Raw genomic sequence first — 24,371 nt, 5'->3', positions numbered from 1 at the left:
TGGTAAGTTTTCCAAGGCATAGAACTACGCGCTGGTGTGGAATCTATAAACAGCAGTGGATACAGCGGAAACAGGAAGGGATGATGCTTATGCTTCGCGACTTTTCTTGGCGCTATTTCGCTTCAACCGGCGACATCCACGCCTATCTGCTCTATCGGGAGCACTGTCTGGGATCAGCGGCACTCACCGATGAAGCGTCGGATTCCACCCAGTCGGAACTGGGTGAAACGCAGGTATGCTTGTAAAGTGGGAAGGGATCGTCATCCGCAGTACCGATTATGGCGAGTCTAGCAAAGTAATTACCGTTTACACCAGAGAACACGGCAAGGTTGGGTTGATGGCTCGCGGCGCAAAGAAGCCGAAAAGCCGCCTGGCCGCCGTGTCCCAACTGTTTACGCATGGTTTCTTTCTCTGCAAAAAAAGCCCCGGCCCCGGGATGCCCGACTTGTCCCAAGGGGAAATTGCCGATGCCTACTCCGACTTGCGGCAGGACTTGTTCCGCACCGCCTATGCCGCTTATATCGCCGAATTGCTTGACCGCCTCACCCCGGAAAACGAAGCCAACCCTTATCTGTTTCAACTGCTGCTGTTGACCTATCGCTATCTGGACGAGGGGAAGGATCCGGAAGTGCTCTCCCGCATTTTTGAAAGCAAAATGCTGGTAGTAGCGGGAATCCGCCCCCATCTGCAAGGGTGTGTCCGCTGCGGGGCCCAAGAGGGGCCGTTCGTATTCAGCGTGACCCAAGGGGGGCTGCTCTGTCCGGACTGCCGCGCCAGCGACCCGCATGCGATCGCGATCAGCGAAGCTGTGTGGAAACTGCTGCGCCTGTTTCAGCTGTTCGACCTGGAGCGGCTCGGCGAGATTGAACTGAAGGACGCGACGAGGAGCCAACTGCGTCATGTGATGCGGCGCTTCATCGACGAACATCTGGATATTCGTCTGAAAAGCCGCCATTTTCTCGATCAGGTGGAAAAACTGTTTCCGTCCTGACCTGGCTTGCAGTTGACATCATATAGGTTTTTCGCTATCATAAATGAATAGATCTTTATAACGATGCGATGCGACGAAAGAAAAGAGTAGTGGGCCGCTGGCTTGTGAAGCGAACCGGGGATGGTGAAAGCCCGGTAGCCATGCCGACGAAGGGCGTTCTGGAGCATGTGGATGATGCAAAAGCGGACAGCTTGCATAACGGCTGTCAAGTAGGGTGGAACCGCGGGAGTACCTCTCGTCCCTGCACTGTCATTTCAGTGCGGGGCGGGAGGTTTTTTGACGTGCGGTGATACCGGCGTGCAGCCGCGTTACATTTAGGAGGTGGAAGTTTTTATGAGCATGACCTTTCAAGAGATGATCTTAACTCTGCAGAATTTTTGGGCCAAGCAAAACTGCCTGATCGTCCAACCCTACGATGTGGAAAAAGGGGCGGGGACGATGAACCCGATGACGTATTTGCGCACGATCGGCCCGGAGCCGTGGAACGTCGCCTATGTGGAGCCGTCGCGGCGGCCGGCAGACGGACGCTACGGAGAAAATCCCAACCGCCTGTACCAGCACCATCAATTCCAGGTAATCATGAAGCCGTCGCCGGACAATATCCAGGAACTGTACCTGGAGAGTCTTCGGCAGCTCGGCATTGAGCCGCTTGACCACGATATCCGCTTCGTCGAAGATAACTGGGAAGCTCCGACCTTGGGCGCCTGGGGACTCGGCTGGGAAGTCTGGCTCGACGGGATGGAAGTCACCCAGTTCACGTACTTCCAGCAGGTGGGCGGCATCGACTGCGATCCAGTCGCCGTAGAGATCACCTACGGGCTGGAGCGGCTGGCTTCTTATCTGCAAGACAAGGAAAACGTTTTCGACCTTGTCTGGGTAGACGGCTTTACCTATGGAGACGTGTTCCACCAGCCTGAGTACGAACATTCGAAGTACTCGTTTGAAGTGGCGGACGCTTCCATGCTGTTTTCGCTGTTTGGCACCTATGAAGCGGAGGCCAAGCGGGCGATGGAGCAGCATCTCGTTTTTCCAGCCTACGATTACGTCCTGAAGTGCTCGCATACGTTTAACCTGCTGGATGCCCGCGGAGCGATCAGCGTGACGGAGCGTACCGGATACATTGCCCGCGTCCGCAACCTCGCCCGCGAAGTGGCGCAAACCTATTACAGCGAACGGGAGCGGCTCGGCTTCCCGCTATTGGCGAAAGGGGAGAGCAAAAGTGAGTAAACGAGACCTTCTGTTGGAGATTGGAACGGAAGAAATGCCGGCCCGTTTTGTCGCCGGGGCTGTTCAGCAACTGGCGGAGAAAACAGAAAAATGGCTGCAGGCCCAGCGGATATCCTATGATACGGTGCAAGCTTACGACTCTCCGCGGCGGCTGGCGGTGCTCGTCAGCGGCGTGAGTGAAAAGCAAGCAGACCAGAGCGAAGAGGCAAAAGGCCCCTCCCGCAAGATCGCGGTCGACGAAGCGGGCAACTGGACGAAGGCAGCGCTTGGCTTTGCCCGCAGCAACGGCGTGGAACCGGATCAGCTTTTCTTCAAGGAAGTCAACGGCACCGAGTACGTGTACGCCCAAAAAAACGAGGCCGGCGGGGAAACGGCTGGTCTGCTTCCGGCGCTCGCTGACGTTATCACCGGGATGAGCTTTCCGAAAAACATGCGCTGGGGCGCCCACAAGCTGAAGTACGTCCGGCCGATTCGCTGGTTGGTCGCACTGTTCGGCGAGGATGTCATTCCGATGGAGATTGCCGGCGTCCGGTCGGGGCGCACCAGCCGCGGCCATCGGTTTTTGGGCGGCGACGTCGAGATCCCGACTCCGCGGGAATACGCCCGGAAATTGGCGGATCAGTTCGTTGTGGTCGACTCGGAGGAGCGGCGCAAGCTGATTCAAGAGCAGCTTGCGCACTTCGAGAAAGAAAACGGCTGGCGCATACCCATCGATGAAGATTTGCTCGATGAAGTGGTTCATCTGGTGGAATATCCGACTGCGCTGTCCGGCAGTTTTCATCCTGACTTTTTGCAGATCCCGAGGGAAGTGCTGGTTACCTCGATGCGCGAACATCAGCGCTACTTCCCGGTAGAAGACAAGACGGGACAGCTGCTGCCGCACTTTGTCACTGTCCGCAACGGCGACTCCCGCTCGCTCGACAACGTGGCCCGCGGCAACGAGAAGGTATTGCGCGCCCGCCTGTCTGATGCCCGCTTCTTCTATGAGGAAGATCAAAAACTGTCGATAGAGGACTGCCTCAAGCGGCTGGAGTCGATCGTCTTCCACGAGGAGCTGGGGACGATTGGCGACAAAGTGCGTCGCGTGCAAAAAGTCGTGAAACAGATCGCCGCTGCCTTGTCCCTGCCTGCGGAGGCGGTACAACGGGCTGATCGGATCGCCCAAATCGCCAAGTTTGACCTGGTGACCAATATGGTCGGCGAGTTCCCGGAACTGCAGGGAATCATGGGGGAAGACTACGCCCGAAAAGCCGGTGAAGAGCCGGCAGTCGCCAAGGGGGTCTTTGAACACTACCTGCCGCGCCACGCCGGCGATGAATTGCCAGGCTCGGACGAGGGGGCCGTCGTCAGCATCGCGGACAAGCTGGATACGATCGTCGGCTGCTTCTCCATCGGGATCATTCCGACCGGCTCTGCCGATCCGTACGCGCTGCGCCGCCAGGCTGCCGGGATCGTGCAAATCATCGCAGACCGCGGTTGGCCGCTGCCGCTGTCCGAACTGTTTGGCTTCGCCCTCAAGGCTTATCAGGAGCAGGGCATCGCGCATCGCCCGGGGGCGGATGTGGAGCGCGACCTGTTTGATTTCTTCGCGCTGCGGCTGAAGAATACACTGCAGGAAGAACATGTGCGCTACGACGTGATCGACGCCGTATTGGCCGCGGACATCTCCGATGTGACACAGCTTCTGGCCAAGGCCAAGGCGCTGATGGAAGCTGTTGCGGCAGATGACTTCAAAGCGACGGTCGAGCAGTTTAACCGCGCCTACAACCTTTCGCAGAAGGCAGATTCAGTCGAGGTTGACGCCGCTTGCTTCCAGGAAGAAGCGGAGAGTCGCTTGCATCAGGCGTATCAATCCGTGCATCGCGAAGTCTCCGGCCTGTACCGGAGCGGCGAATTGCAGCAGGTGCTTTCCGTGCTCGCTTCCCTTGCTGAACCGATTCGCGGCTTTTTTGACAGCGTGATGGTCATGGCCGAAGACGAGCGGGTGCGCCGCAACCGCCTGGCTCTGCTCGCCAACGTATCGGCAGAGATCCAGCGTTTTGCCGACTTTACCAAACTCGTCTTTGCTTAAGAATCACGCGTGAACTTATGCCTCCGGAATATTTTGCGGAGGCGTTTCTCTTTTCATTTTTCATCCCGCAAGCAGGAAAAGTGCGGCTAAATAGAGTAATACTAGGGTAGACAAGCAAATGAACCGGTGGTGATCCATCATCGAACTTACCAAGCGACAAGAGCAGATCCTGCAAATTGTAAAGGACGAAGGACCGATCACGGGTGAGCATATTGCCGAGAGGCTTCATCTCACCCGTGCTACACTGCGTCCAGATCTCTCTATTTTGACCATGTCGGGTTACCTGGAAGCGAGGCCGCGCGTGGGTTATTTTTATGCCGGTCGCAAGGCTTCGAACGTCATCAGCGAGCGGCTGCACAAACTTCTGGTGAACGATTACAAGGCGCTGCCTATCGTGGTTCAGGAGTCGGCGACCGTCTACGATGCGATCGTCACGCTGTTCCTCGAGGACGTCGGCACGCTGTTTATCGTCAACCAAAAAGGATTCCTCGCCGGCGTGGTCTCCCGCAAGGACCTTTTGCGCGCCTCCCTCGGCAATAAAACGCTGGAGGATATGCCAGTCAGCATCATCATGACCCGCATGCCCAATATCGTGACGATTTTTCCTGAAGAGAGCTTGTTTGCCGCCGCGAAGAAGCTGATTGACTTCCAGATCGATTCCCTTCCCGTCGTCAGGGCGGAGGAAGGGGATGGACGCAGTTTTGAACTGCTGGGAAGAGTGACGAAAACGACAATAGCCAAAGCGTTTGTCGAACTGGGCCAAGAGCCGATGGTTTAGGAGGAGAATGAACATGCAGGCAAACCGTCAAGGACAAGTGATCTACGTCGTCTCGGACTCAATTGGCGAAACAGCCGAATTTGTCGTTCGCGCGGTCGCAAGCCAGTTTGACAACCATTTCATTGATGTGATCAAGTACCCGTACATCGAGGAGACGGGTTCGATTGACGAGATCGTCAGCTCGGCAAAAGAGTCCGGCGCGATGATCGTCTTTACTCTGGTGATTCCCGAGTTGAAAGCGTACATCATGGAACAGGCCGGCAAGGCGGGCGTGCCGATCGTGGACGTCATGGGACCGCTGATGAGCACGATGCAGGAGATTTTGCACACACAGCCCAAATGCAAGCCTGGCCTCGTGCGTAGGCTCGACGAAGAGTACTTCCGCAAAGTAGACGCGATCGAATTTGCCGTCAAGTACGACGACGGGAGGGACCCGCGCGGGCTGCTGCGCGCCGATGTCGTGCTGATCGGCGTATCCCGCACATCCAAGACGCCGCTTTCGATGTATTTGGCCAACAAGCGTTTCAAGGTGGCCAACGTGCCGCTGGTGCCGGAGGTGGAGCCGCCGGAAGAACTGTTCCAGCTTCCGCCGGAGCGCTGCATCGGGCTTACCATCGATGCCGCGCAGTTAAACTCCATTCGCACGGAGCGGTTAAAAGCCCTCGGGCTGACAGCACAGGCCAACTATGCGACGATCGACCGCATCAAAGAAGAACTGGCCTACTCCAAAAAAGTACTGGAGCGCATCGGCTGCCCAGTGATCGACGTCTCAAATAAAGCCGTCGAAGAAACGGCCAACATCATTTTGGAGATGATTCGCCGAAACAAGCTAAAGCAAGGACAGTCTTGAACAAAAAGAGGAGTTTGTAAAGAGTTGTCGAATAACTAACAGCATCAAAATTGTGCGAGGCGGCGAGTGGGGACATATCGCCGCTTACATTCGCCACCAAATGGAAAAAAAAGAACCTGCGAAACAGGGAGGAATTTATCGAATCCTGACGAAATAAATATCCTCACTCTAAAAAAAAGGTGAAATGCAGATGTCTAGTCCCTCGTCGGACGACCTTGTTACCCGAGTTCGGGCGGCAGTCGATATTGTTGATGTCGTTGGGGAACACGTTCAACTAAAGAAGAGCGGGCGGGCACTCGTCGGGTTGTGTCCGTTTCATTCAGAGAAAACGCCTTCTTTTAACGTGAATGCTGATCGACAATTTTTTCACTGCTTTGGCTGCGGAGCAGGCGGCAGCGTCTTCGACTTCGTGATGCAAATCGAGCAATTGACGTTTGCAGAAGCCCTGCACAAGCTCGCAGAGCGGGCGGGCATCCCGGTTCCCGCTGCCCATAGCCTGCATGAAGCGGCAGCAAATCCGGAAAAGCAGGCCATGTATGAAGCGCATCAACTTGTGGCGAAACTATACCATTATATACTGACCTCAACGCCGTACGGCAGCGAAGCGATGCGGTATTTGCAAAAGCGCGGCTTGACAGAAGCGACAATCGCCCAGTTCGAAATTGGCTTTGCACCGGATTCGTGGGATTTTACCATGCAGTTTTTGGAGAAGCGCGGCTTTTCCCTTCCGTTAATGGTCGAAGCGGGACTGCTATCCATGGCAGACAACGAAAAGGGACAGCGGTTTTACGACAGATTTCGCGGTCGGGTGATCTTTCCGATCCACGATTCACAGGGAAGGGTCATCGGCTTCGGCGGACGGTCGCTGGACGGCGGACAGCCGAAATACCTCAACAGTCCGGAGACGCCGCTCTTCAACAAAAGCCGCACCATCTTCAATCTTCACCGCGCCCGTTCGCCGATACGCAAGCGCAACGAAGCGATATTGTTTGAAGGGTATGTCGATGTCGTCGCTGCCTGGCAAGCTGGAATCCAGCAAGGAATTGCCACCTTGGGGACGGCCCTGACCGGGCAGCAGGCCCGGGTGATTCGCCGCAACGCCGAGCAGGTGCTGCTCTGCTACGACGGCGATCGGGCAGGACAAGAAGCGACAGCGAAAGCAGTTGACATTTTGCAGCAGACTGGCTGTACGGTTCGGATCGCTCCGCTGCCGCAAGGGCTCGATCCGGATGACTACATCCAAAAGCACGGTGCAGAAGCTTTTTCCCAGCACGTGCTGCTGCAGGCCATGCCGGTAACTGCTTTTCGCCTGAAACATTTGCGGGCCAATCGCGTACTACAAGATAAAAGCGATCAGGCCAACTTTATTCAAGAAGCGCTTTCCATCATCAATGAATTAAGCAGTTCAGTAGAGCGGGATATGTACGAGCGAGACCTGGCGGAGGAATTCTCCCTGTCCCTTGACGCTGTGAAAACAGAAGCCAAAAAAGTGTACAAGCAGCAAAAAATAAATCAACAAAGGGATAAAGTGACGCCAGCATGGAATAATAGTATAAATAATGGCAAAGTTACGCTCGCAAAACAGTTGGCTCCCGCGTATTACAATGCTGAACGCATGCTGCTGTATTACATGATGCGGAATCAGGACATTGCCGAACGGGTGCAAACAGAGGTCAAGACTCACTTGCAAGTCGACGAACACGATGCACTCGCTGCCTATTTATATGCGTACTATGCTGAGGGACACTCAGCAGATCCAGGACTTTTTATTCATTATGTAGAAGATGAAAAGCTCAAGCAATTAGCCTCGGGATTGGCCATGATGGAGTGCAAGGAAGACGTATCTGACATTGAGATCGGCGACTACATCAGACAAGTGAACAACTACCCGCAGCGCGCCGAGCTAGAACGCCTGCAGGAGGAGTTGAAAAAACTTGAACTTCTCGCTGCCGGCGAAGGAGATGCGGATGTGCAAAAACAACTTCAGAATCAAGCAGCCATTGTAGGGATGAAGATTCTTGAATTGGAAAATGCTTTAAAAGAAGGGTAGGCCCATTAACATTCCCGGGGAAGGAGGGAAAGTAGATGAACAAGCAACACATCAGCCCTGATATGGAAGCTGCATCCATCGAGCAGGTGAAAGAACAACTGATCGAATTGGGCAAAAAGCGGGGGTCGCTCACCTACAAAGAGATCATGGAGCGCCTCTCCGGATTCGACCAGGATTCCGATCAAATCGATGAGTTTTTTGAGTTTCTCAGCGACCAAGGCGTCGATGTAACCAATGAGAACGAAGAAGACGTTGATGAGATGATGCTGAAAGACGAGGATGTGGAAGAGTATGAGTTTGACGACCTCTCCGTTCCTCCAGGGATAAAGATCAATGACCCGGTTCGAATGTACCTAAAGGAAATTGGCCGCGTTCCTCTGCTTTCTGCAGAAGAGGAGATCAAGTTGGCGAACCGCATCGAACAGGGAGATGAGGAAGCCAAACGGCGCCTGGCCGAGGCCAACCTTCGCCTCGTAGTCAGCATCGCCAAGCGGTATGTCGGTCGCGGCATGCTCTTTCTCGATTTGATTCAAGAAGGCAACATGGGCTTGATCAAAGCTGTAGAAAAATTTGATTACCGCAAAGGGTTTAAATTCAGCACCTACGCGACCTGGTGGATTCGCCAAGCGATCACCCGCGCGATCGCCGACCAGGCCCGTACCATCCGGATTCCGGTGCACATGGTGGAAACGATCAACAAGCTGATCCGCGTTTCCCGGCAGCTCCTGCAGGAACTGGGGCGTGAACCGCTGCCGGAGGAAATCGCCGAAAAGATGGACCTCACCCCGGAAAAAGTCCGGGAAATCATGAAGATTGCCCAGGAACCTGTCTCGCTGGAGACGCCGATCGGTGAAGAAGACGACTCACATCTCGGCGACTTCATCGAAGATCAGGAGGCGTTGGCTCCGTCCGATGCGGCCGCTTACGAACTGTTGAAAGAACAGCTGGAAGACGTGCTGGATACGTTGACCGACCGGGAAGAGAACGTGCTGCGTCTGCGTTTCGGTCTGGACGACGGACGCACCCGGACGCTGGAAGAAGTGGGCAAGGTATTTGGCGTCACGCGCGAGCGAATTCGCCAAATTGAGGCGAAAGCCCTACGTAAATTGCGCCATCCGAGCCGCAGCAAACGCTTAAAAGATTTCCTCGAATAACCGATATATAGAAAAGATAACGGCCTACGTACTGCTGTCGCTGCCGCTGCGTAGGCCTTTCTTGTTTTCGCTGCGGCAGAACTTACCTAACATTATACACGAGTTATGTATAAACTTCGATTGTTTTGTATATAAAGGAGGGTGCAGCTTGGACGCAAAAACGAGAGTGATCATCGCCGAAATAGAAAAGTGGCAAAGAACGCAACTGCTTCCAGAACATTACTGCATCTTTCTATTGAAATTGTATTCTGGCGGCGAGCATACAGGAATACAGCAGGATGGCAATGAAAATGCAAGCAACAAGAGAGGCAACGGTTTGTTTGCGAAGCTGGCGGGCAGTTTTGCGCCGGGGAAGGGAAACGGTCAGACCGGCAACAGCTCGACTACCCGTGCAAAGGCGTTCGTTTGGCTGATCGGTATGGTTGTAACCGCTATCAGTATCTTGCTTGCTTTTCATTTTAGCGATTTTCCCACAGCAATGCAAATCGCATTTGTCGCCATATTTTCCCTGCTTTTTTATGGACTGGCCTTCATCCTGCGAAAGAGGACGATCGCCGGCACCAATATAGCGCTGGCCCTTGCCTTTTTTGCGATGGCGGCAGGCGGGCTCTTCCTGCTGCAAAAAACGGGAGCATCCCTGCCGGTGATGCTGCTGTTCTTGGCCGCGGCCTGCCTCTTGTGGTATGTCACCGGCCTCCTCTTTCGCTTGGCGTACCTGCAGTACTGCGGTTTAGTGGGGCTGGGGCTGATCTACGGGTATGAAATCATCGGGCTGATCGCTGCCGACCCGAGTTTCCTCCACGCCCAGTTGTACTGGGTACCGCTGGCCGCCGTGATGATTGGACTCGGCTTCATGTTGCGCCGCAGCCGTGCGCAGGCAGGCGGGGTGCTGGCCGTCTGCGGCTTGCTCTTTCTGTTCGGTTCAGAGGTGTGCATGCTGTTCATTCCGGGGATGGCCCGGGATGTGATCCAGCTGCTGTTGTTCGTCAAAATCCTCCTTGGCTCTGCGCTGTTTTTTGTGACGCGCCGCACCTGGCTCGGATCCATGCGGCTGTAACCTTAACCTGAAGGACGTCCCGTACGGTACTGCTCGTATGGGACGTTTTTTGCATTACCCGGGGCAATCGACCGATTATTTTGAAAAATGTTGTACCCGACCGATGCGAATTATTGTATAATAAATAACTGAACAAACGCTCAGTCAGTATAGTTTGAAGGGGGATCCAGCATGCATTTTGAGTGGACGGAAGAACAGCGGATGCTGCAAAAGATGATGCGCGAATTTGCCGACGAAGTGGTCGCTCCCGGAGCGGACGAGCGGGATCGGACCAAACAGTTTCCTGTCGAAATTTTTCGTCAGATGGCTGAGTTGAATTTGCTTGGCCTGCCGTTTCCTGAAGCGTACGGCGGAGCGGGCGCCGACTACATCAGCTTTGCGATCGTCGTCGAGGAGATGAGCCGCGCTTGCGCTTCGACCGGCATCACGTACTCGGCCCACATCTCATTAGGCGGAGCGCCGCTTGCGCTGTTTGGCACGGAAGAGCAAAAACGGAAGTACCTGACGCGCATCTGTACAGGAGAGAGCATGGGGGCGTTTGGGCTGACAGAGCCTAACGCCGGTTCGGACGCAGGGGGCACCCAGACGACAGCCGTGTTCGAAGGCGGCGAGTGGGTGCTTAACGGCTCCAAGTGTTTTATTACGAATGCCTCGTACGCCAAGTTCCTCGCCTTGACTGCCGTAACGGACAAACAGAAGGGAACGCGCGGCATTACCGCCTTTATCGTTCCGAACGAAGCACCGGGCTTGACCGTCTTGGACAACTACGAGAAATTGGGCCTGCACAGCTCCAATACGACCGAACTGATCATCGACAACGTCCGCGTGCCCGATGAAAATATCTTGGGAAAGCGCGGAGAAGGCTTTAAACAGTTCATGGCGACCCTGGACGGCGGCCGGATCGGCATTGGCGCGATGGCGGTGGGAATCGCCCAGGCCGCTTACGATCGCGCCCTCCGCTACGCGCAGGACCGGCGGGCATTCGGGCAATCGATCTCAAAGTTCCAGGCGATTCAGTTTAAATTGGCAGACATGGCCATGCAGATCGAACTGGCCCGCAACATGGTCTACAAGGCGGCCTGGTTGAAGGACAACGGCCGGAAATTTACGAAAGAAGCGGCGATGGCGAAGCTCTACGCCTCCGAGATCGCGATGGCGGCCACCCATCAAGCGATTCAAATTCACGGCGGCTACGGCTATATGCGGGAGTACCAGGTGGAGCGCCTGTTTCGCGATGCCAGGCTGCTGGAGATTGGCGAAGGCACGTCGGAGATCCTGCGTACGGTCATCGCCCGCGAGATTGGCTGTTGATCGCCTGGGAAGCCTCCCCATCCGGTTTTGACAAACCAGGGAGGCTGACTGCCCGGACAAGCGTCGAAATCGCTCGAAGCAAGCCGGTATTCGCCCCCCTTAAGGGGGCTTTTTGCGTTTTTTTGCTCATGGGCATTTATGGGCAAATAGGGTAGAATAGACACATTGGAAGGTGACTTTGCAGATGACATCCATTGTGCTTTCAAAACGGCTGAAAAAAATAGCCGAATACTGCCCGGCCGGTTCGCGAGTGGCGGACATCGGCTCTGATCACGCACTATTGACCTCGTACTTGCTGGCAAGCGGACTTGCCGCGTTCGTCATCGCCGGTGAGCTGAACGAAGGTCCGTATCAGGCGGCAAGAGAGCAGGTCGCCAAGCTGACGGCAGCCGACCGGGCTTCCGTACGCAAAGGGGATGGCCTGGCGGTGCTTGCGCCGGGGGAGGTCAACGCCGTTTGCATCGCTGGAATGGGCGGACAGCTAATCTCCTCCATCCTGGAGAGCGGCAAAGCGAAGCTTCCCGGTGTGCAGCGCTTGATCCTGCAGCCCAATGTCGGCGAGGAAGCGGTCCGGCGCTGGCTGCTGGACAACCGCTGGCAGTTGATCGCCGAAGACATACTGGAGGAAGACGGCGTGATCTACGAGATTCTCGTGGCTGAGCCAGGCGATCCGCTCGCCCCGTACCGGGAAAAAGCGCGTTCGCTGGAAGAACTGCTCCGGCTGGGTCCCTGGCTGTGGGAGGAAAAATCCCCGATCCTGCGGCAAAAGTGGGAGCGTGAGCGGGAGAAGCTGAAGGCGATTCTCGCTCAGCTGGCCAAATCCAGGCGTCCCGAGACGAAGGAACGATATGAACAAGTCGTGAAAGAATTGGACTGGATAGAAGAGGTGATCCGATGTTTGCAAACGGGCAAACCGTCATTCAATACGTAGAGCAATTGGCGCCAAAATCGTTGGCGATGGAAGGGGATAAGATCGGCCTGCACGTCGGTACCCTGCAGAAACCGGTGAAAAAAGTGATGGTTGCGCTGGATGTGCTCGAGGAGGTCGTTGACGAGGCGATCGCGATGGGAGTGGATTTGATCGTCGCGCACCACGCTGTCATCTACCGGCCGCTCAAAACGCTGCGTACCGATCTGGCTGCCGGCAGGCTGTACGAAAAATTGATAAAGCACGACATTGCCGTTTACACGGCCCATACCAATCTTGACGTCGCCCAGGGTGGGATGAATGATTGGCTGGCGGAAGCGATCGGTCTGACGGAGCTTGAGGTGTTGACTGAAACTTCTCGGGATGCCTTAAAAAAACTGGTTGTCTTTGTACCTGTCTCTCATCAGGAAGCCGTTTTCAAGGCCATCTCGGAAGCCGGCGCCGGCTGGATCGGCCAGTACAGCCACTGCTCCTTTCAAGTTGAAGGGACAGGCACATTTTTGCCGCGTGCCGGGACGAATCCGTTTATCGGCGAACAAGGCAGGCTGGAAAAGGCGGCCGAAGTGCGCATGGAGACAATCCTTCCTGCGTCCAGGCAGTCGGCAGTCATCCAGGCGATGAAAGCGGCCCATCCCTACGAAGAGGTGGCCTACGATATCTATCCGCTCGATCTGCCGACAGAGGCGCTCGGGATCGGCCGGCTGGGAAAATTGCCGCAGCCGATGACGCTGCGGGAGCTGGCCGGACTCGTTAAGGAGCGCTTTAGCCTGCAGGGGGTCCGGGTGGTCGGCAAGCTCGACGCCGTCGTACAAAAAGTGGCGGTCGTCGGCGGAGACGGCAATTCCTTTGTCGGCAAGGCAGCCTTTCGCGGGGCCGACGTGCTGCTGACAGGAGATATATACTACCATACGGCACACGATGCACAGGCCGACGGGCTGCATCTGATCGACGCCGGCCACAACATCGAAAAGATCATGAAGCAGAAGTTGGCTGACGTTCTGCAAGAGCGCTGCAAGGCGGCCGGTTATGAAACCGAAGTGGTAGCCTCACAGGTACATACTGACCCCTTCCAGTTTGTGTAAGGGGTGCGAGATGTCGACAGCCAAACAGCTATATATGTGGCATCAGGCCAGCCAGGTATTAGCCGCGGCGAAGCGGGATATGGAACAGCTCGGTCAGGAAGGCCGCGGGCTTCGCGAACGCGTCCGGGAGATTTCACAGAAACTGGACGCGCTGCCCGTGACCGCTGATGCCGACCAGCAAATTGCCAGACTGCTGCTGGAACAAGAGTTGTGGATGGCCCGGCAGGAAGCGGAGCGATTCACGGCCCAGGAACAGCAGCGGCGGCTAGAGCTGGAGCTTGCGGTCCGGGAACAGCAGTTTCGCGTGTGGGAGTTGGAGCAGCACCTGAATCAGGAGCTGCTCGATGAATATGAACGAGTACGGGAAACCAAGGAACGCCCGATCGTGGAAGTGAAAAACAACACCTGTATGGGGTGTTTTTTGCCCCTTTCCCTGTCCAATCTGGCCAGATGGCGCAAGGGCGGGGACGGGAAGGTTGTCTTGTGTGACGAATGCGGCCGGATACTTGTCTGAAAAAGGAATGAGAGTGTATGGTGAAACCTTGGAAATTATCAGCTTTGTTTTTGGCCGGCTTGTTGGCTGTTCCCTCATTTGCAGCCGCACAAAGCACGGATGAGGCACTTCCCTTCAACGATATAGAGCAGCACTGGGCAAAAGAGGCGATTGTCCAAAGCTACGAGGACGGGCTGCTGGCAGGAGTGGGCGACGGCAAGGCGTTTGAACCGGATCGGGGAATGACCCGCGGTGAATTTATCGCACTGCTGGATCGCCTTTATGTCCGTTCTGAGCAGCTGCTGTTCCCGCTCACGTTGATGAGCGGGGATGAACGAAACGGGTGGGGCGAAGGGTTTGACGAGCCGTACCTGCCCTACCGGGATGTCAGCCGGCTGTCCTGGCTGTACGATCCGGTGTTGGAAATCTCCCTCGTCTACGACCGCTTGTACGGGCCGGGCAGTTTTCATCAGCTGTTTGCCGGCGAGCAGTTTCAACCGCAGGCTGTGATCACCCATCGGGAGGCGGCCGAATTGCTGCAGATCTTTGCGGCAGGCAGCTCGGCGGGAAGGAAGACCGAGGCCTTGCGGGAGATGGAGTCGAAGGGCTGGCTGACAGGGGAGGCTGACGCTCCGGTAAAACGGGGAGAGGCAGCCCTGCTTGCCGAACAGGTCAAAACCTATATGACATCCCAATCGGTACTGCCGCTGCTCGATCTCGACGGCACGAGGTTCCCGCAGATCGGGGAGATCGAGGACCCGTTTCCGCTGTTTCGCACGTATGACGGGCAATCCCGTTCGGCCGACGATAAGGCCTATCTGGAGGCGGTCGATGCGATCAGCGAGGGGTATGATGACGAGACCACTTTCGACCAGCTGCGCAAATTGGCCCAGTCCGGTTACAGCAACAGGACCGGCGTCTACTACTACCTCAGCTGGGATTACTTTTCCTCCTATGAAGAAAACCTGGAACATGCGTTTTCGGCGTTGAACGCCTATCTTGCGGATAATATGTCCGACAAGGAATTGTTTAACCTGCTGGTCGTCAACGTCTACGATATTTCCTTGATGCTGGAACACGACAACCCAGGGGTGTTTGATCGGGTTCGGGAACGCCTGCTGACTTTCCACAACCGCCTGCCCAAGGAGGGGATGGAGGCAGGGGTGCTCTCGCTGTACCTGGCCGCATTCGACGTCAAGGCCGGGGATGTGGACAAGGCGATCGACAGGTATAAGGCGGCGGCGTCCGAAGACCGGACGGCCTTGCAGAACGCACTGTACTACCTGGCAGACAGCGGCCGGACAGAGGAAGCCAAGGAGTTGCTGAAGACGGCAGCAAACCGCTCCAATGACGAGGACATGAAAAAATGGCAGCGCCTTTACGAAGCGGAATTCGCCTCGCTGGATGCACAAAAAAACGCCGCCATGCAGTTGGAGCAGGCGTACGACCTGCTGAACGGACGGGATGGCTACAAGGCGGCAGGAGAAGCGCTTGTAGACGGATACCTGTTCAAATACACCCAGCAAGTCGACCAAAAAAACAAGACTGCCCACACGACGGGTTATTACTACGCCCCCGACAAACTGGTTCTGCAAAAGCTGGAGACATATGCAGACCTTGGTAAAAAGATGCTGTATTCTCGCGATTTTGACTCGGAAAAATGGGTGAAACAGGAACAAAATTCTTTCGACTACCTGCATGAATGGGTGGAGAGCATCAAACCGACGGACCGGCTTTCCCGCCTGAAGGCGCGGTACTTCGTTCAGTCTATCGGCGATTACGACGTGATAACGGAGTGGATCGAAGCGGAGGCGCTGCTCGCCAAGGCAAAAGAGGTGACCAGCAGCAGCGGCAAGATAACAAACATTCCCTATTTTGTATCAAAATACTATATCGATCGTCATTCCGGAATGCCGGTTCAGCGTGTCTGGCACGTCGAGGAGATCTATGATGAAGAGCAGTTTGTCCCCTATGTGGGCAGCGAGCGCTATGAGCCGACGGAAGCTGCCTCGGTTGCGATCCCGGCTGATGTGGTGAAAGGGGTGTCCGTAGCGAGATGAACGCAAGAATGAAAACCCTTTTGGCATCGATACTCGCATTTGTGCTGCTCTGTGCCAGTACCGGGGCCTATGCCGCCGATGAAAAAATGTCCCCTTTACTGGAGACACAGCAGGTATTTCAATATTTGCTGGATAACCATGTGGAGAAGCCTGCTGCCAAACAATTGGCACAGGGAGCCTTGAAAAAAGTAAGCAGCGAGATCAAGCGGCTCGATCAGCGGGAGTACCCTGTCAATCCTGCCGATGACACGCTTGAGAAGTTGACCAGTCGCCTGAAGCAGTGGCAGGAACAGGAAAATCTCAATTGGAAACCGTTGAACCGCTGGGCGGTACAGGGGATGATCGATACCCTGCAGGATCCGCATACCGTTCTCTTTACGGAAGACGAATTGCGGCGGTTTCAAGGGGCTGTCGAGAATGAGTCGGTTGGTTTTGGCATCTATCTGCGCACGCAAAACGGCGTGACGTTGATTGCACAGGTGCTGGAAGGCTCTCCGGCTGAAGCGGCCGGCGTCCTGCCAGGGGATTATCTGTTTGCGGTCGACGGCGCCCCCGTAAAGGGCAAAAACCTGGAAGAGATCTACTGGATGCTCAGCGGCGAAGAAGGCAGCACATCAATTTTGACTGTGTACCGGCCGTCATTGAAGAAAACCATATCTTTTTCCGTCGCGCGGGCATTTTTCTATACGCAGGAAGCAGTTAGTGCCCGATTTGACGGGGATATCGGCTACATCGGACTGTCTACTTTCGGATCCGAGGCGGCCCTTGAATTTCGCGATGAGTTGGCCAGCTTGATTGCCGGCAGCCGCAATCTGAAAGGATTGATCGTCGATTTGCGGGACAACGGCGGCGGTCTCATCAGTTCGGCCCGCGATGTCGCCAGCCTCTTTATCGATGACGGCATTTTGATGTACACGACGAATCGCAATGGAATCGAAATAGCCAATTGGGTCCGCAACGGCGAGAAGGTCTCCTTTCCCGTCCGCATCCTGGTCAACGGGCAAACCGCTTCTGCCTCCGAACTGCTTTCCGGAGCGCTGAGGGATCATAAGGTTGCCACGCTGGTCGGAACGAGGACTTTTGGCAAAGGCAGCGCCCAACAGGTAGTGCCGCTGCCGGGCGGGGATGCGCTGAAAATCACCCTGCATGAGTACTTCACGCCGAATCACGAAGTGGTCAATCACAAGGGGCTCTCGCCCGACATCGAAGAGGCGGACGACCTGGCCCAAGTGATCCGGGCGCTTCGTTCACTAAACGTCGAGCATTTTGTGATCGCCGAAGAGGACGTCGGCGAGGTGAAGATAAACGGCATCACTTTTTTGACAACGGCACCGCTGTTTAAAGGGGGTGCCATCCGCGCAGCTGTAGCCGACAGCCTGGCCAATCGCCCTGGGCAGCAGGCAGGCGAAGAATACGTGCCACTTGAACAAGCGAAGCAGGCCGGCGGCAAATGGACGGTAACAAAGCAGGGAAAAGGGACGACACTAACATGGGTTAACAACTAGACAGGAGGAGCAGCAAGAATATGCCGAAAGCGAGACCCGAACTGTTTGATGCATTCATTGCAGCAACCACCAGTTTGATCAACGAACAAGGAGTAGTCGGCGTCCACATCGAGAAACTATGCGAACAATTGAGTGTGAGCAAGGGCTCTTTTTACTGGTATTTCAAAAACAAGGAAGAGCTTCTCGTCCGCGTTGCCATTCGCTTTCACCAAAAGACGACGATCGAACTGATCAAGGCTAACGAGAGCATTCCCGATCCCTTGGAGCGCATCCGGCAGATGATCAAAAACAGCTTTCAAGTACTGATCGCAGACCGGATTCACCGGGAGATCTGGGCGCTTACGTTTGTGTATCCCGAATTGCAGTCGTATATGCAGCAGGTCGACGAGGAGCGGGTGGATTACATCCACAAGCAGTTTCTGCTTGCCGAGGAGGAAGGACGGTTGAAACCGGGAACCTGTCTGTGGCTGCACAGCCTGCTGCTGGTTTCCACCTTTTCGGGTCTGCTCATGCGCTGGGCGCTTGAACCGTCGGAGCAGCCTACCCGGTTTGATGCGGCTGCCGACTACGTCACGGATCTATTCGTCAACAATCTGGAAAAGTGAACAGGGTTTTCGTTTGCGCTCGCTTCCGTTTTGCGGAGGCGAGTGTTTTTGTATAGAAGTCACCAGATTGCCAAAACTAATCAAACCGGCAAAAAACGTAAAAAGGAAGGCAGGCCATGAAAAAAGTACTCCTTTTCCTGATCGATTCGATGATGCCAGATGTCTTGGAACAAAGTGTGGCCGAACAAAAAGCGCCGGCCTTTCGTTTTTTTATGGAACGGGGGCAGTACATCAATGACTGCGTAACTGTCTTTCCGACGATGACGGCTTCGATTGACTGCTCGCTGATTACCGGCGTATATCCGGATAAACACAAGGTGCCAGGGTTAATCTGGTACGATCCGGTCGAAAAAAAGATCATCAACTATTTGAACGGGGTACGGCCGGTGTTTCAGACCGGGATGGAGCACTGTGCGAGGAACGTGCTGTTCGACCTGAACGAGCACCATTTGAGCAAGGACGTGAAGACCATACACGAGGAGCTCGAGGAAAACGGACGAACTTCCGGATCGATCAACGTGATCGCACACCGCGGACACAAACAACACAGAGTGGAACTGCCCTTCCTGCTTGATGCGGCGATGGGCTTTCGCATGAGAGAGAAGGTGAGCGGGCCGACCATTCTCAGCCTTGGCACATTGGTGAAGCCGGCGATCTTTCGGCCGGTCACATGGAACTGGTCGCAATCGCTGATCGCCTCCTACGGCCTGAACGACCCTCACGCGATTGACGTCCTGATCGAAGTGGTAAAGTCGGGGAAGCAGCCCGATTTTACGCTGATCTACCTGCCCGATAACGATCACAAGCTGCATAAGACACCGCATTTGGCTGTCGAGCACCTGTCGCAAGTTGATGAGCAGATTGTCCGCTTCCTTGACACCTTCGATTCCTGGGAACAGGCGTTGGAACAAAACATCTTTATCTTTGTCAGCGATCACGGGCAGACGGTGATCGGGTCCGCGCCGGAGCACAACATTCCGCTTGAAGAACTGCTGAGCGGCTTTTGCATTCTCAAGTTGGGCGACTCTGTTGAGGAGGACGTGGAAGTGGTCATCTGCAACAACGAGCGAATGAGCTACCTGTATCCTGTTCAGGAAGGCGTCCTGCCGAAGCTGGTCGAAGCCGTGGCAGGGGACGAGCGGATCGACCTGATCGCCTGGAAAGAAACGGAGTGGGTAAGGGTAAGGCGAGGGGGGACAGAGCGGACGCTCTCGTTTCGCAAAGGGGGAGACAAGCGGGATTGCTACCAGGGAGAGTGGACGATCCAGGGGGATTGGCAAGTGCTCGACCTGAAGGAGAGCTTCGGTGGAGGCGTAGATTACGGCGATTACCCGGATGTGATGTCACGCCTGTACGGCGCGCTGTTCTCCCAAACTGACCAGGTTGTTGTGGTGACGGCTGCACCCGGATTTGAGTTTCTGTCCGAATGCTCGCCTACCCATTTGGGCGGGGGCAGTCACGGCTCCCTGCACAAACGGGACTCGCTCGTCCCGCTGCTGATCGCCGGGGCATCCCGCCCTATGACGCATCCCGCCCGTATCGTTGATGTTAAGGCGTTTATCCTTCAGGAGCTGGCGCTGCATACAACTGTAGTGTGACTAGGATCGGGTAATGGTCGGAGAGGTTGGCCCGGAGCACTTCGTAATCACATACCTGCCAGGCGGAGGAAGCGAAGACAAAATCGTACCTGCGCCGAATCGTCAACAAGGTGGGAAGCATGTGAAGCGCTCTTTCCCTGGCGCAGTCCTGCAGCGCTGCGGGAATCAAGGGGGTTTGGGTATTGAAGTCGCCGGAGATGATCAAGGGATGCTGACTTGCTTCCCGGTGAATTTCCTGTTTGATGATGTCGGCCTGCAGGTGCCGGCATTTTCGCCGCAAGCTGGAGTGGACGACCCAAAATGACAGTTCCGTGTTTTGCCAGAGGAGCGTTGTCTTCAATAAACTGCGCGGTTCCCTAAGGGCGGGCAGCTGCAGGGTAGCAGCCCGAAGCAGCGGCAGCCGGGTCAACAGGGCATTCCCGTAGGAGCCGCCGGCGATTTGCAGGGCGGGTCCGAAGGCGTAGTCCAGGGATAGCTGCTCAGCCAGGTATTCCGCCTGGTAGCCGAAGCGGGTATTTTGGTGCACTTCCTGCAAGGCGATGATATCGGCGTTCAGGGAGGCGAGGAGACTCGCCATTTCTGCGAGCCGATTCCGCCAAAACAGGTCCTTGCCGCTGTGAATGTTGTAGCTGACGATGCGCAGCATGAGAACGTCATCCTTTCTGCGGCACGGACAAGTCCGCATCGTCCGCGCCGGCTTCTTGCCTGTTAGTATGCGCCAGCCCGCCCCCGGTATATTTAGTAGAATGGCAAGGGAAATTTTCACGATTTACCTCTTGCAATACTTCATAGGCTATGCTATATTAGTAAATGTCGCTCCGGCGAATAACGGAATTTCGGCATGACAGATGCACCTTGAAAAAGAGGTAGAATTTAGCAGCTGAATGGCTGCAGGAAAATTCTATCTGGTTTTGAAGGTGTACATTGNGCAAGGGAAATTTTCACGATTTACCTCTTGCAATACTTCATAGGCTATGCTATATTAGTAAATGTCGCTCCGGCGAATAACGGAATTTCGGCATGACAGATGCACCTTGAAAAAGAGGTAGAATTTAGCAGCTGAATGGCTGCAGGAAAATTCTATCTGGTTTTGAAGGTGTACATTGCGGAGAGTTACCCAAGAGGCCGAAGGGGACGGTTTGCTAAACCGTTAGTATGCGTAAGCGTAGCGAGGGTTCGAATCCCTCACTCTCCGCCATATTACGGCGGTGTAGCTCAGCTGGCTAGAGCGTTCGGTTCATACCCGAAAGGTCGGGGGTTCGATCCCCTCCGCCGCTACCATAGGGGCATAGTTTAAAGGTAGAACGAAGGTCTCCAAAACCTTTGGTGTGGGTTCGATTCCTACTGCCCCTGCCAGAATATTTCACCATTCTATCATCATGGCGGTCGTGGCGAAGGGGTTAACGCACCGGATTGTGGCTCCGGCATTCGTGGGTTCGAGTCCCATCGATCGCCCCATATTGGGAGTATAGCCAAGTGGTAAGGCACGGGTCTGCAAAACCCTCATCCCCGGTTCAAATCCGGGTACTCCCTCCAACAGTCATGTCCCAGTAGCTCAGCTGGATAGAGCAACGGCCTTCTAAGCCGTGTGCCGGGGGTTCGAATCCCTCCTGGGACGCCATACGGAAACACGCTAAGTCACCTTGCGCATGCAATGGCGGCTTTTTTGTTTTGATCTGGCCAAAAAGTTGTATACTTAATAGAGTCCTAGACTGCTTGACCCATTACATAGAGTCATATCAGAGAGCGCGAGCGCTTTTTCCTGAAGAAAAATGCAGCGCAAGGGGGTAATGGAATTGCCTTTATGGCTGGTTTACGCTTTGCTATCCGCAGTCACGGCCGCCTTGGTCGCCGTCTTTGGAAAAATCGGCCTGAAAGACATCGACGCTAATTCCGCAACGGCAGTACGGTCGATTATCATGGCTCTCTTTCTGGTGGGAGTCGTTGCCGTTCAAGGGAAATTTTCGCAAATGGCGGAACTTTTCTCCCAGACGAAGGCATTATCGTTTGTTCTGTTCAGCGGGGTTGCCGGAGCGTTGTCGTGGCTGTTTTACTTTTTAGCGCTAAAGTACGGAAATGTTTCACAGGTTGGCCCGGTCGACAAGTTGAGCGTCGTCATCGCCGTTGTGCTGGCGCTGCTCTTTCTTGGAGAGAAGATATCCTGGGTGAATGCGGCCGGCGTCGTGCTGATTGTCGCGGGAACGATTTTGGTAGCGCTCAAATAAAACCGCGGGGTCACTCGAAGTAAAGTGGCCCCGCGGTTTGTACGTTATGGCTGTGATTTTTGCCTAATTTTGTTCAGCACGTTTCGGATCATTGTCATTCCCGCTTCATTGCGGGCGCTCATGATCGATTCCGGGTGAAACTGTACGGCCCATACCGGAAGGGATTTGTGCTCGATGGCCATCACCACGTCGTCCGAGGTCTTGGCTGTGACGGCAAAGCAATCCGGCACTTGCTGCGCATGCAGGGAATGGTATCTGCCGACGGCGATCGGACCGGCGATCCCTTCCCACAGGAAGCTCTGCTCTGCGGTGTCGATCACGGAAACCTTTCCGTGATACGGGTAGGGCAGAACATCAAGCGTGCCGCCAAAATATTCAATCATCCCCTGCAGCCCCAGACAGACGCCAAAAATGGGAATGTTTTTTTCCAGGCACAGCTGAATCGTCTCGCTGAGCTTGAAGTCACCGGGGCGGCCGGGGCCGGGCGACAGCAGCACAAGGTCGAAGTCTACATCAGAGCGCAGCCGCTCTCTGGCGAATTCAGAGCGCAGAATCGATACCTTTGCGCCAAACTGCTTAAAGTAGTTGGCCAGCGTGTGAACGAAAGAATCTTCGTGGTCGACGAACAGGATGTTAAGCCCTTCTCCGGCGTCTTTTGGCTGCTTCCGATCGGCGACCCCTGCGGCTCCTCCTGGTTCCAGAGCTTTAAACAGCGCCCCGGCCTTGGTCAAGGTTTCTTCTTCCTCATCTTCCGGGATCGAATCGTACAGCAGGGTGGCACCTACCCGGATTTCCGCGATGCCATTTTTGATGCGGATCGTCCGCAAGGTCAAACCGGTATTCAAATTGCCGTCAAAGCTGTAAAAGCCGACAGCGCCGCCATACCATCTCCGTGGGGAATCCTCGTGCTGCTCGATCCATTTGATAGCCGATCGTTTCGGGGCACCCGTGACGGTCACGGCCCACATATGGGTCATGAAAGCGTCCAGGGCGTCGAACTTGGGATCCAACGTTCCCTCGATGTGGTCAACGGTGTGGATCAGATGGGAATAGAGCTCGATCTGCCTTCTGCCGATCACCTTCACCGAGCCAGGAATGCAGATCCGGGACTTGTCGTTGCGGTCGACGTCGGTACACATGGTCAGCTCTGATTCATCCTTGGCAGAGTTGAGCAATTCCTTGATCCGGTCGGCATCTTCAATCGGGTCGGCACCCCTCCTGATCGTCCCGGAGATTGGACAGGTTTCCACCTTGTTTCCCGTCACCCGGACGTACATTTCCGGAGAGGATCCTACGAGGTATTCGCTGCCCAGATTGATGAAAAAACCGTAGGGGCTGGGATTGATCTCCATCAGCCTGGTAAACAGGGCGGATGGCGTACCTGGACAGTCTCTGACGAAGGTATGCGACGGCACCACCTCAAACAAATCGCCTACTTTAAAGGATTCGACTGCGGTTTCCACCAGCTTGGCGTATCTGCCCTTTTGGTAAGGGTCACGGGCCGAAACCGAGCTTGCTGCGGCCTCGGAGAACACTTCCTGATGGGGAATGTCAGCCGTGGACCGGCCCCCGTAGGAAAAATCATAAGACAATCGGTACGAACAAGAGAGCTGATGGTCGATGATCGTCAATTGGTCCGGGAAATACAGGATGAGATCGGAAAGCTCCGGATCCCGCTCGTGCTGCAGTTCCATTGGCTCAAACTGAAAAACCAGATCGTAGCCAAAAGCGCCGTACAAACCGAGAAACGGATCCGTATCCGTAGAGAACAGCTCTTTTATCGTGCGAATGAGCGAAAAAATCGAAGGCTGCAGGGTTCTTTCTTCCTCGTGAAACGCTTCGGTCTGACCGGAAAGAATCGTCCCCGAGAAGGACCGGCTGTCTTTGTGGTCAACGGACACCAGTTCGTGTTCCGCCAAATGGTTGGCGATGGCTGCCAGCACGACGCAGCCGCGATTTTGAAGGGCTTGCAATTGGAATTTTTTACCGAAAGATTTTAATTCCAGCAGCGGGTTGACAAAACCGACATCCCAACGGGAGTAGCGGCCGGGGAAATCCATTTTGCTGGAGAAAACGGCCCCCTTATTTTTGTCGATTTTTTGCAACAGTGTGTCGATTGACGCGCTTCCATCAACAGGGGTAATCGTTCTCGTAACCTGGATGCCGGAAGGGGTGCTAAGGTGGGTGGTTTCGGGGCTGATTTGCAACGAAGCTAAAATACTCATCTTTTCATTCCTCCTTTTCTCAGAGGAGAACAGGGGGAAAAATTGAGAAAAGCATGGGAAAACATATTCTTTTTTCTCTACTTTGCTCTACTCAACTCAACCAACCTGACTCATCTCTTCTGTGCTACCCAAAACTATAACATACTGCCCGAATATTCTCC

The 24,371-nt window shown here is 55.0% G+C and carries 21 protein-coding genes and 6 tRNA genes; 25 read left to right on the top strand and 2 right to left on the bottom strand.

Annotated features, from left to right (window positions below; genetic code table 11):
• Positions 1–89 precede the first annotated feature (89 nt).
• The 18 genes from ACI7RC_RS05315 to ACI7RC_RS05230 all read left to right on the top strand — a co-directional run bounded on the left by ACI7RC_RS05315 (position 90) and on the right by ACI7RC_RS05230 (position 19,760).
• The gene (locus ACI7RC_RS05315) at positions 90–245 is read left to right on the top strand and encodes a YqzL family protein (RefSeq protein WP_408107256.1); all 156 of its coding nucleotides are present in this window, start codon (positions 90–92) and stop codon (positions 243–245) included.
• Positions 236–991: a DNA repair protein RecO gene (gene recO, locus ACI7RC_RS05310; protein ID WP_408107187.1), complete on the top strand. Its 756-nt coding sequence runs from the start codon at positions 236–238 to the stop codon at positions 989–991. The genes ACI7RC_RS05315 and recO overlap by 10 nt, the downstream gene beginning before the upstream one ends.
• Before the next feature lie 68 nt (positions 992–1,059).
• Positions 1,060–1,281, top strand: a complete 222-nt coding sequence (locus ACI7RC_RS05305; RefSeq protein ID WP_408107186.1) for a hypothetical protein — start codon at positions 1,060–1,062, stop codon at positions 1,279–1,281.
• 49 nt (positions 1,282–1,330) lie between these two features.
• Positions 1,331–2,218 (top strand): glycine--tRNA ligase subunit alpha, encoded by an 888-nt coding sequence (gene glyQ / locus ACI7RC_RS05300; RefSeq protein WP_408107255.1) that lies wholly within the window; start codon positions 1,331–1,333, stop codon positions 2,216–2,218.
• Positions 2,211–4,289, top strand: coding sequence for a glycine--tRNA ligase subunit beta (glyS, locus tag ACI7RC_RS05295; RefSeq protein ID WP_408107185.1), 2,079 nt, complete (start codon positions 2,211–2,213; stop codon positions 4,287–4,289). The genes glyQ and glyS overlap by 8 nt, the downstream gene beginning before the upstream one ends.
• 136 nt (positions 4,290–4,425) lie before the next feature.
• Positions 4,426–5,067, top strand: coding sequence for a transcriptional regulator CcpN (gene ccpN / locus ACI7RC_RS05290; RefSeq protein WP_408107254.1), 642 nt, complete (start codon positions 4,426–4,428; stop codon positions 5,065–5,067).
• 13 nt (positions 5,068–5,080) lie between these two features.
• The gene (locus ACI7RC_RS05285) at positions 5,081–5,917 is read left to right on the top strand and encodes a pyruvate, water dikinase regulatory protein (RefSeq protein ID WP_408107184.1); all 837 of its coding nucleotides are present in this window, start codon (positions 5,081–5,083) and stop codon (positions 5,915–5,917) included.
• Positions 5,918–6,107: 190 nt separating this feature from the next.
• Positions 6,108–7,967: a DNA primase gene (gene dnaG, locus ACI7RC_RS05280; RefSeq protein WP_408107183.1), complete on the top strand. Its 1,860-nt coding sequence runs from the start codon at positions 6,108–6,110 to the stop codon at positions 7,965–7,967.
• A 35-nt stretch (positions 7,968–8,002) separates the two neighbouring features.
• The gene (gene rpoD, locus ACI7RC_RS05275) at positions 8,003–9,121 is read left to right on the top strand and encodes an RNA polymerase sigma factor RpoD (RefSeq protein ID WP_408107182.1); all 1,119 of its coding nucleotides are present in this window, start codon (positions 8,003–8,005) and stop codon (positions 9,119–9,121) included.
• A gap of 148 nt (positions 9,122–9,269) precedes the next feature.
• Positions 9,270–10,178, top strand: coding sequence for a hypothetical protein (locus ACI7RC_RS05270; RefSeq protein ID WP_408107181.1), 909 nt, complete (start codon positions 9,270–9,272; stop codon positions 10,176–10,178).
• Between the two features lie 171 nt (positions 10,179–10,349).
• The gene (locus ACI7RC_RS05265; protein ID WP_408107180.1) at positions 10,350–11,489 is read left to right on the top strand and encodes an acyl-CoA dehydrogenase; all 1,140 of its coding nucleotides are present in this window, start codon (positions 10,350–10,352) and stop codon (positions 11,487–11,489) included.
• Between the two features lie 184 nt (positions 11,490–11,673).
• Positions 11,674–12,420, top strand: coding sequence for a tRNA (adenine(22)-N(1))-methyltransferase (locus ACI7RC_RS05260; protein ID WP_408107179.1), 747 nt, complete (start codon positions 11,674–11,676; stop codon positions 12,418–12,420).
• The gene (locus ACI7RC_RS05255) at positions 12,384–13,499 is read left to right on the top strand and encodes a Nif3-like dinuclear metal center hexameric protein (protein ID WP_408107178.1); all 1,116 of its coding nucleotides are present in this window, start codon (positions 12,384–12,386) and stop codon (positions 13,497–13,499) included. The genes ACI7RC_RS05260 and ACI7RC_RS05255 overlap by 37 nt, the downstream gene beginning before the upstream one ends.
• Before the next feature lie 10 nt (positions 13,500–13,509).
• Positions 13,510–14,013 carry a C4-type zinc ribbon domain-containing protein gene (locus tag ACI7RC_RS05250; protein WP_408107177.1) on the top strand — a complete coding sequence of 168 codons (504 nt, stop codon included), beginning with the start codon at positions 13,510–13,512 and terminating at the stop codon, positions 14,011–14,013.
• 17 nt (positions 14,014–14,030) lie between these two features.
• Positions 14,031–16,052, top strand: coding sequence for an S-layer homology domain-containing protein (locus ACI7RC_RS05245; protein ID WP_408107176.1), 2,022 nt, complete (start codon positions 14,031–14,033; stop codon positions 16,050–16,052).
• A complete protein-coding gene (locus tag ACI7RC_RS05240) occupies positions 16,049–17,557 on the top strand; it encodes a S41 family peptidase (protein ID WP_408107175.1) in 1,509 nt (502 codons plus the stop codon). The genes ACI7RC_RS05245 and ACI7RC_RS05240 overlap by 4 nt, the downstream gene beginning before the upstream one ends.
• A gap of 20 nt (positions 17,558–17,577) precedes the next feature.
• Positions 17,578–18,162 carry a TetR/AcrR family transcriptional regulator gene (locus ACI7RC_RS05235; protein ID WP_408107174.1) on the top strand — a complete coding sequence of 195 codons (585 nt, stop codon included), beginning with the start codon at positions 17,578–17,580 and terminating at the stop codon, positions 18,160–18,162.
• Between the two features lie 116 nt (positions 18,163–18,278).
• On the top strand, positions 18,279–19,760 hold the full coding sequence (locus ACI7RC_RS05230; RefSeq protein ID WP_408107173.1) for an alkaline phosphatase family protein: 1,482 nt from the start codon (positions 18,279–18,281) through the stop codon (positions 19,758–19,760).
• Here ACI7RC_RS05230 and ACI7RC_RS05225 read toward each other — a convergent pair.
• Positions 19,720–20,526, bottom strand: coding sequence for an endonuclease/exonuclease/phosphatase family protein (locus ACI7RC_RS05225; protein ID WP_408107172.1), 807 nt, complete (start codon positions 20,524–20,526; stop codon positions 19,720–19,722). The genes ACI7RC_RS05230 and ACI7RC_RS05225 overlap by 41 nt on opposite strands.
• 341 nt (positions 20,527–20,867) lie before the next feature.
• Here ACI7RC_RS05225 and ACI7RC_RS05220 point away from each other — a divergent pair.
• The 7 genes from ACI7RC_RS05220 (at position 20,868) to ACI7RC_RS05190 (ending at position 21,985) form a co-directional block, all read left to right on the top strand.
• A tRNA-Ser gene (locus ACI7RC_RS05220) sits at positions 20,868–20,958 on the top strand.
• Positions 20,959–20,964: 6 nt separating this feature from the next.
• Positions 20,965–21,041: transfer RNA gene (locus tag ACI7RC_RS05215), tRNA-Met, on the top strand.
• Between the two features lies 1 nt (position 21,042).
• A tRNA-Trp gene (locus tag ACI7RC_RS05210) sits at positions 21,043–21,116 on the top strand.
• Positions 21,117–21,142: 26 nt separating this feature from the next.
• Positions 21,143–21,218 (top strand) — tRNA-His (locus ACI7RC_RS05205).
• A 4-nt stretch (positions 21,219–21,222) separates the two neighbouring features.
• Positions 21,223–21,296 (top strand) — tRNA-Cys (locus ACI7RC_RS05200).
• 8 nt (positions 21,297–21,304) lie between these two features.
• Positions 21,305–21,381 (top strand) — tRNA-Arg (locus ACI7RC_RS05195).
• A 175-nt stretch (positions 21,382–21,556) separates the two neighbouring features.
• On the top strand, positions 21,557–21,985 hold the full coding sequence (locus ACI7RC_RS05190) for an EamA family transporter (RefSeq protein WP_408107171.1): 429 nt from the start codon (positions 21,557–21,559) through the stop codon (positions 21,983–21,985).
• A 44-nt stretch (positions 21,986–22,029) separates the two neighbouring features.
• Here the strand turns inward: ACI7RC_RS05190 and ACI7RC_RS05185 are convergent, their stop codons facing one another.
• Positions 22,030–24,210, bottom strand: a complete 2,181-nt coding sequence (locus tag ACI7RC_RS05185) for an anthranilate synthase component I (RefSeq protein ID WP_408107170.1) — start codon at positions 24,208–24,210, stop codon at positions 22,030–22,032.
• Between the last annotated feature and the right edge of the window lie 161 nt (positions 24,211–24,371).

This window comes from Brevibacillus sp. B_LB10_24, assembly GCF_046036945.1.
Lineage (GTDB): Bacteria > Bacillota > Bacilli > Brevibacillales > Brevibacillaceae > Brevibacillus_C.
The sequence above is the reverse complement of the archived record's forward strand: the minus strand, read 5'-3'. Positions and strand labels throughout refer to the sequence as shown.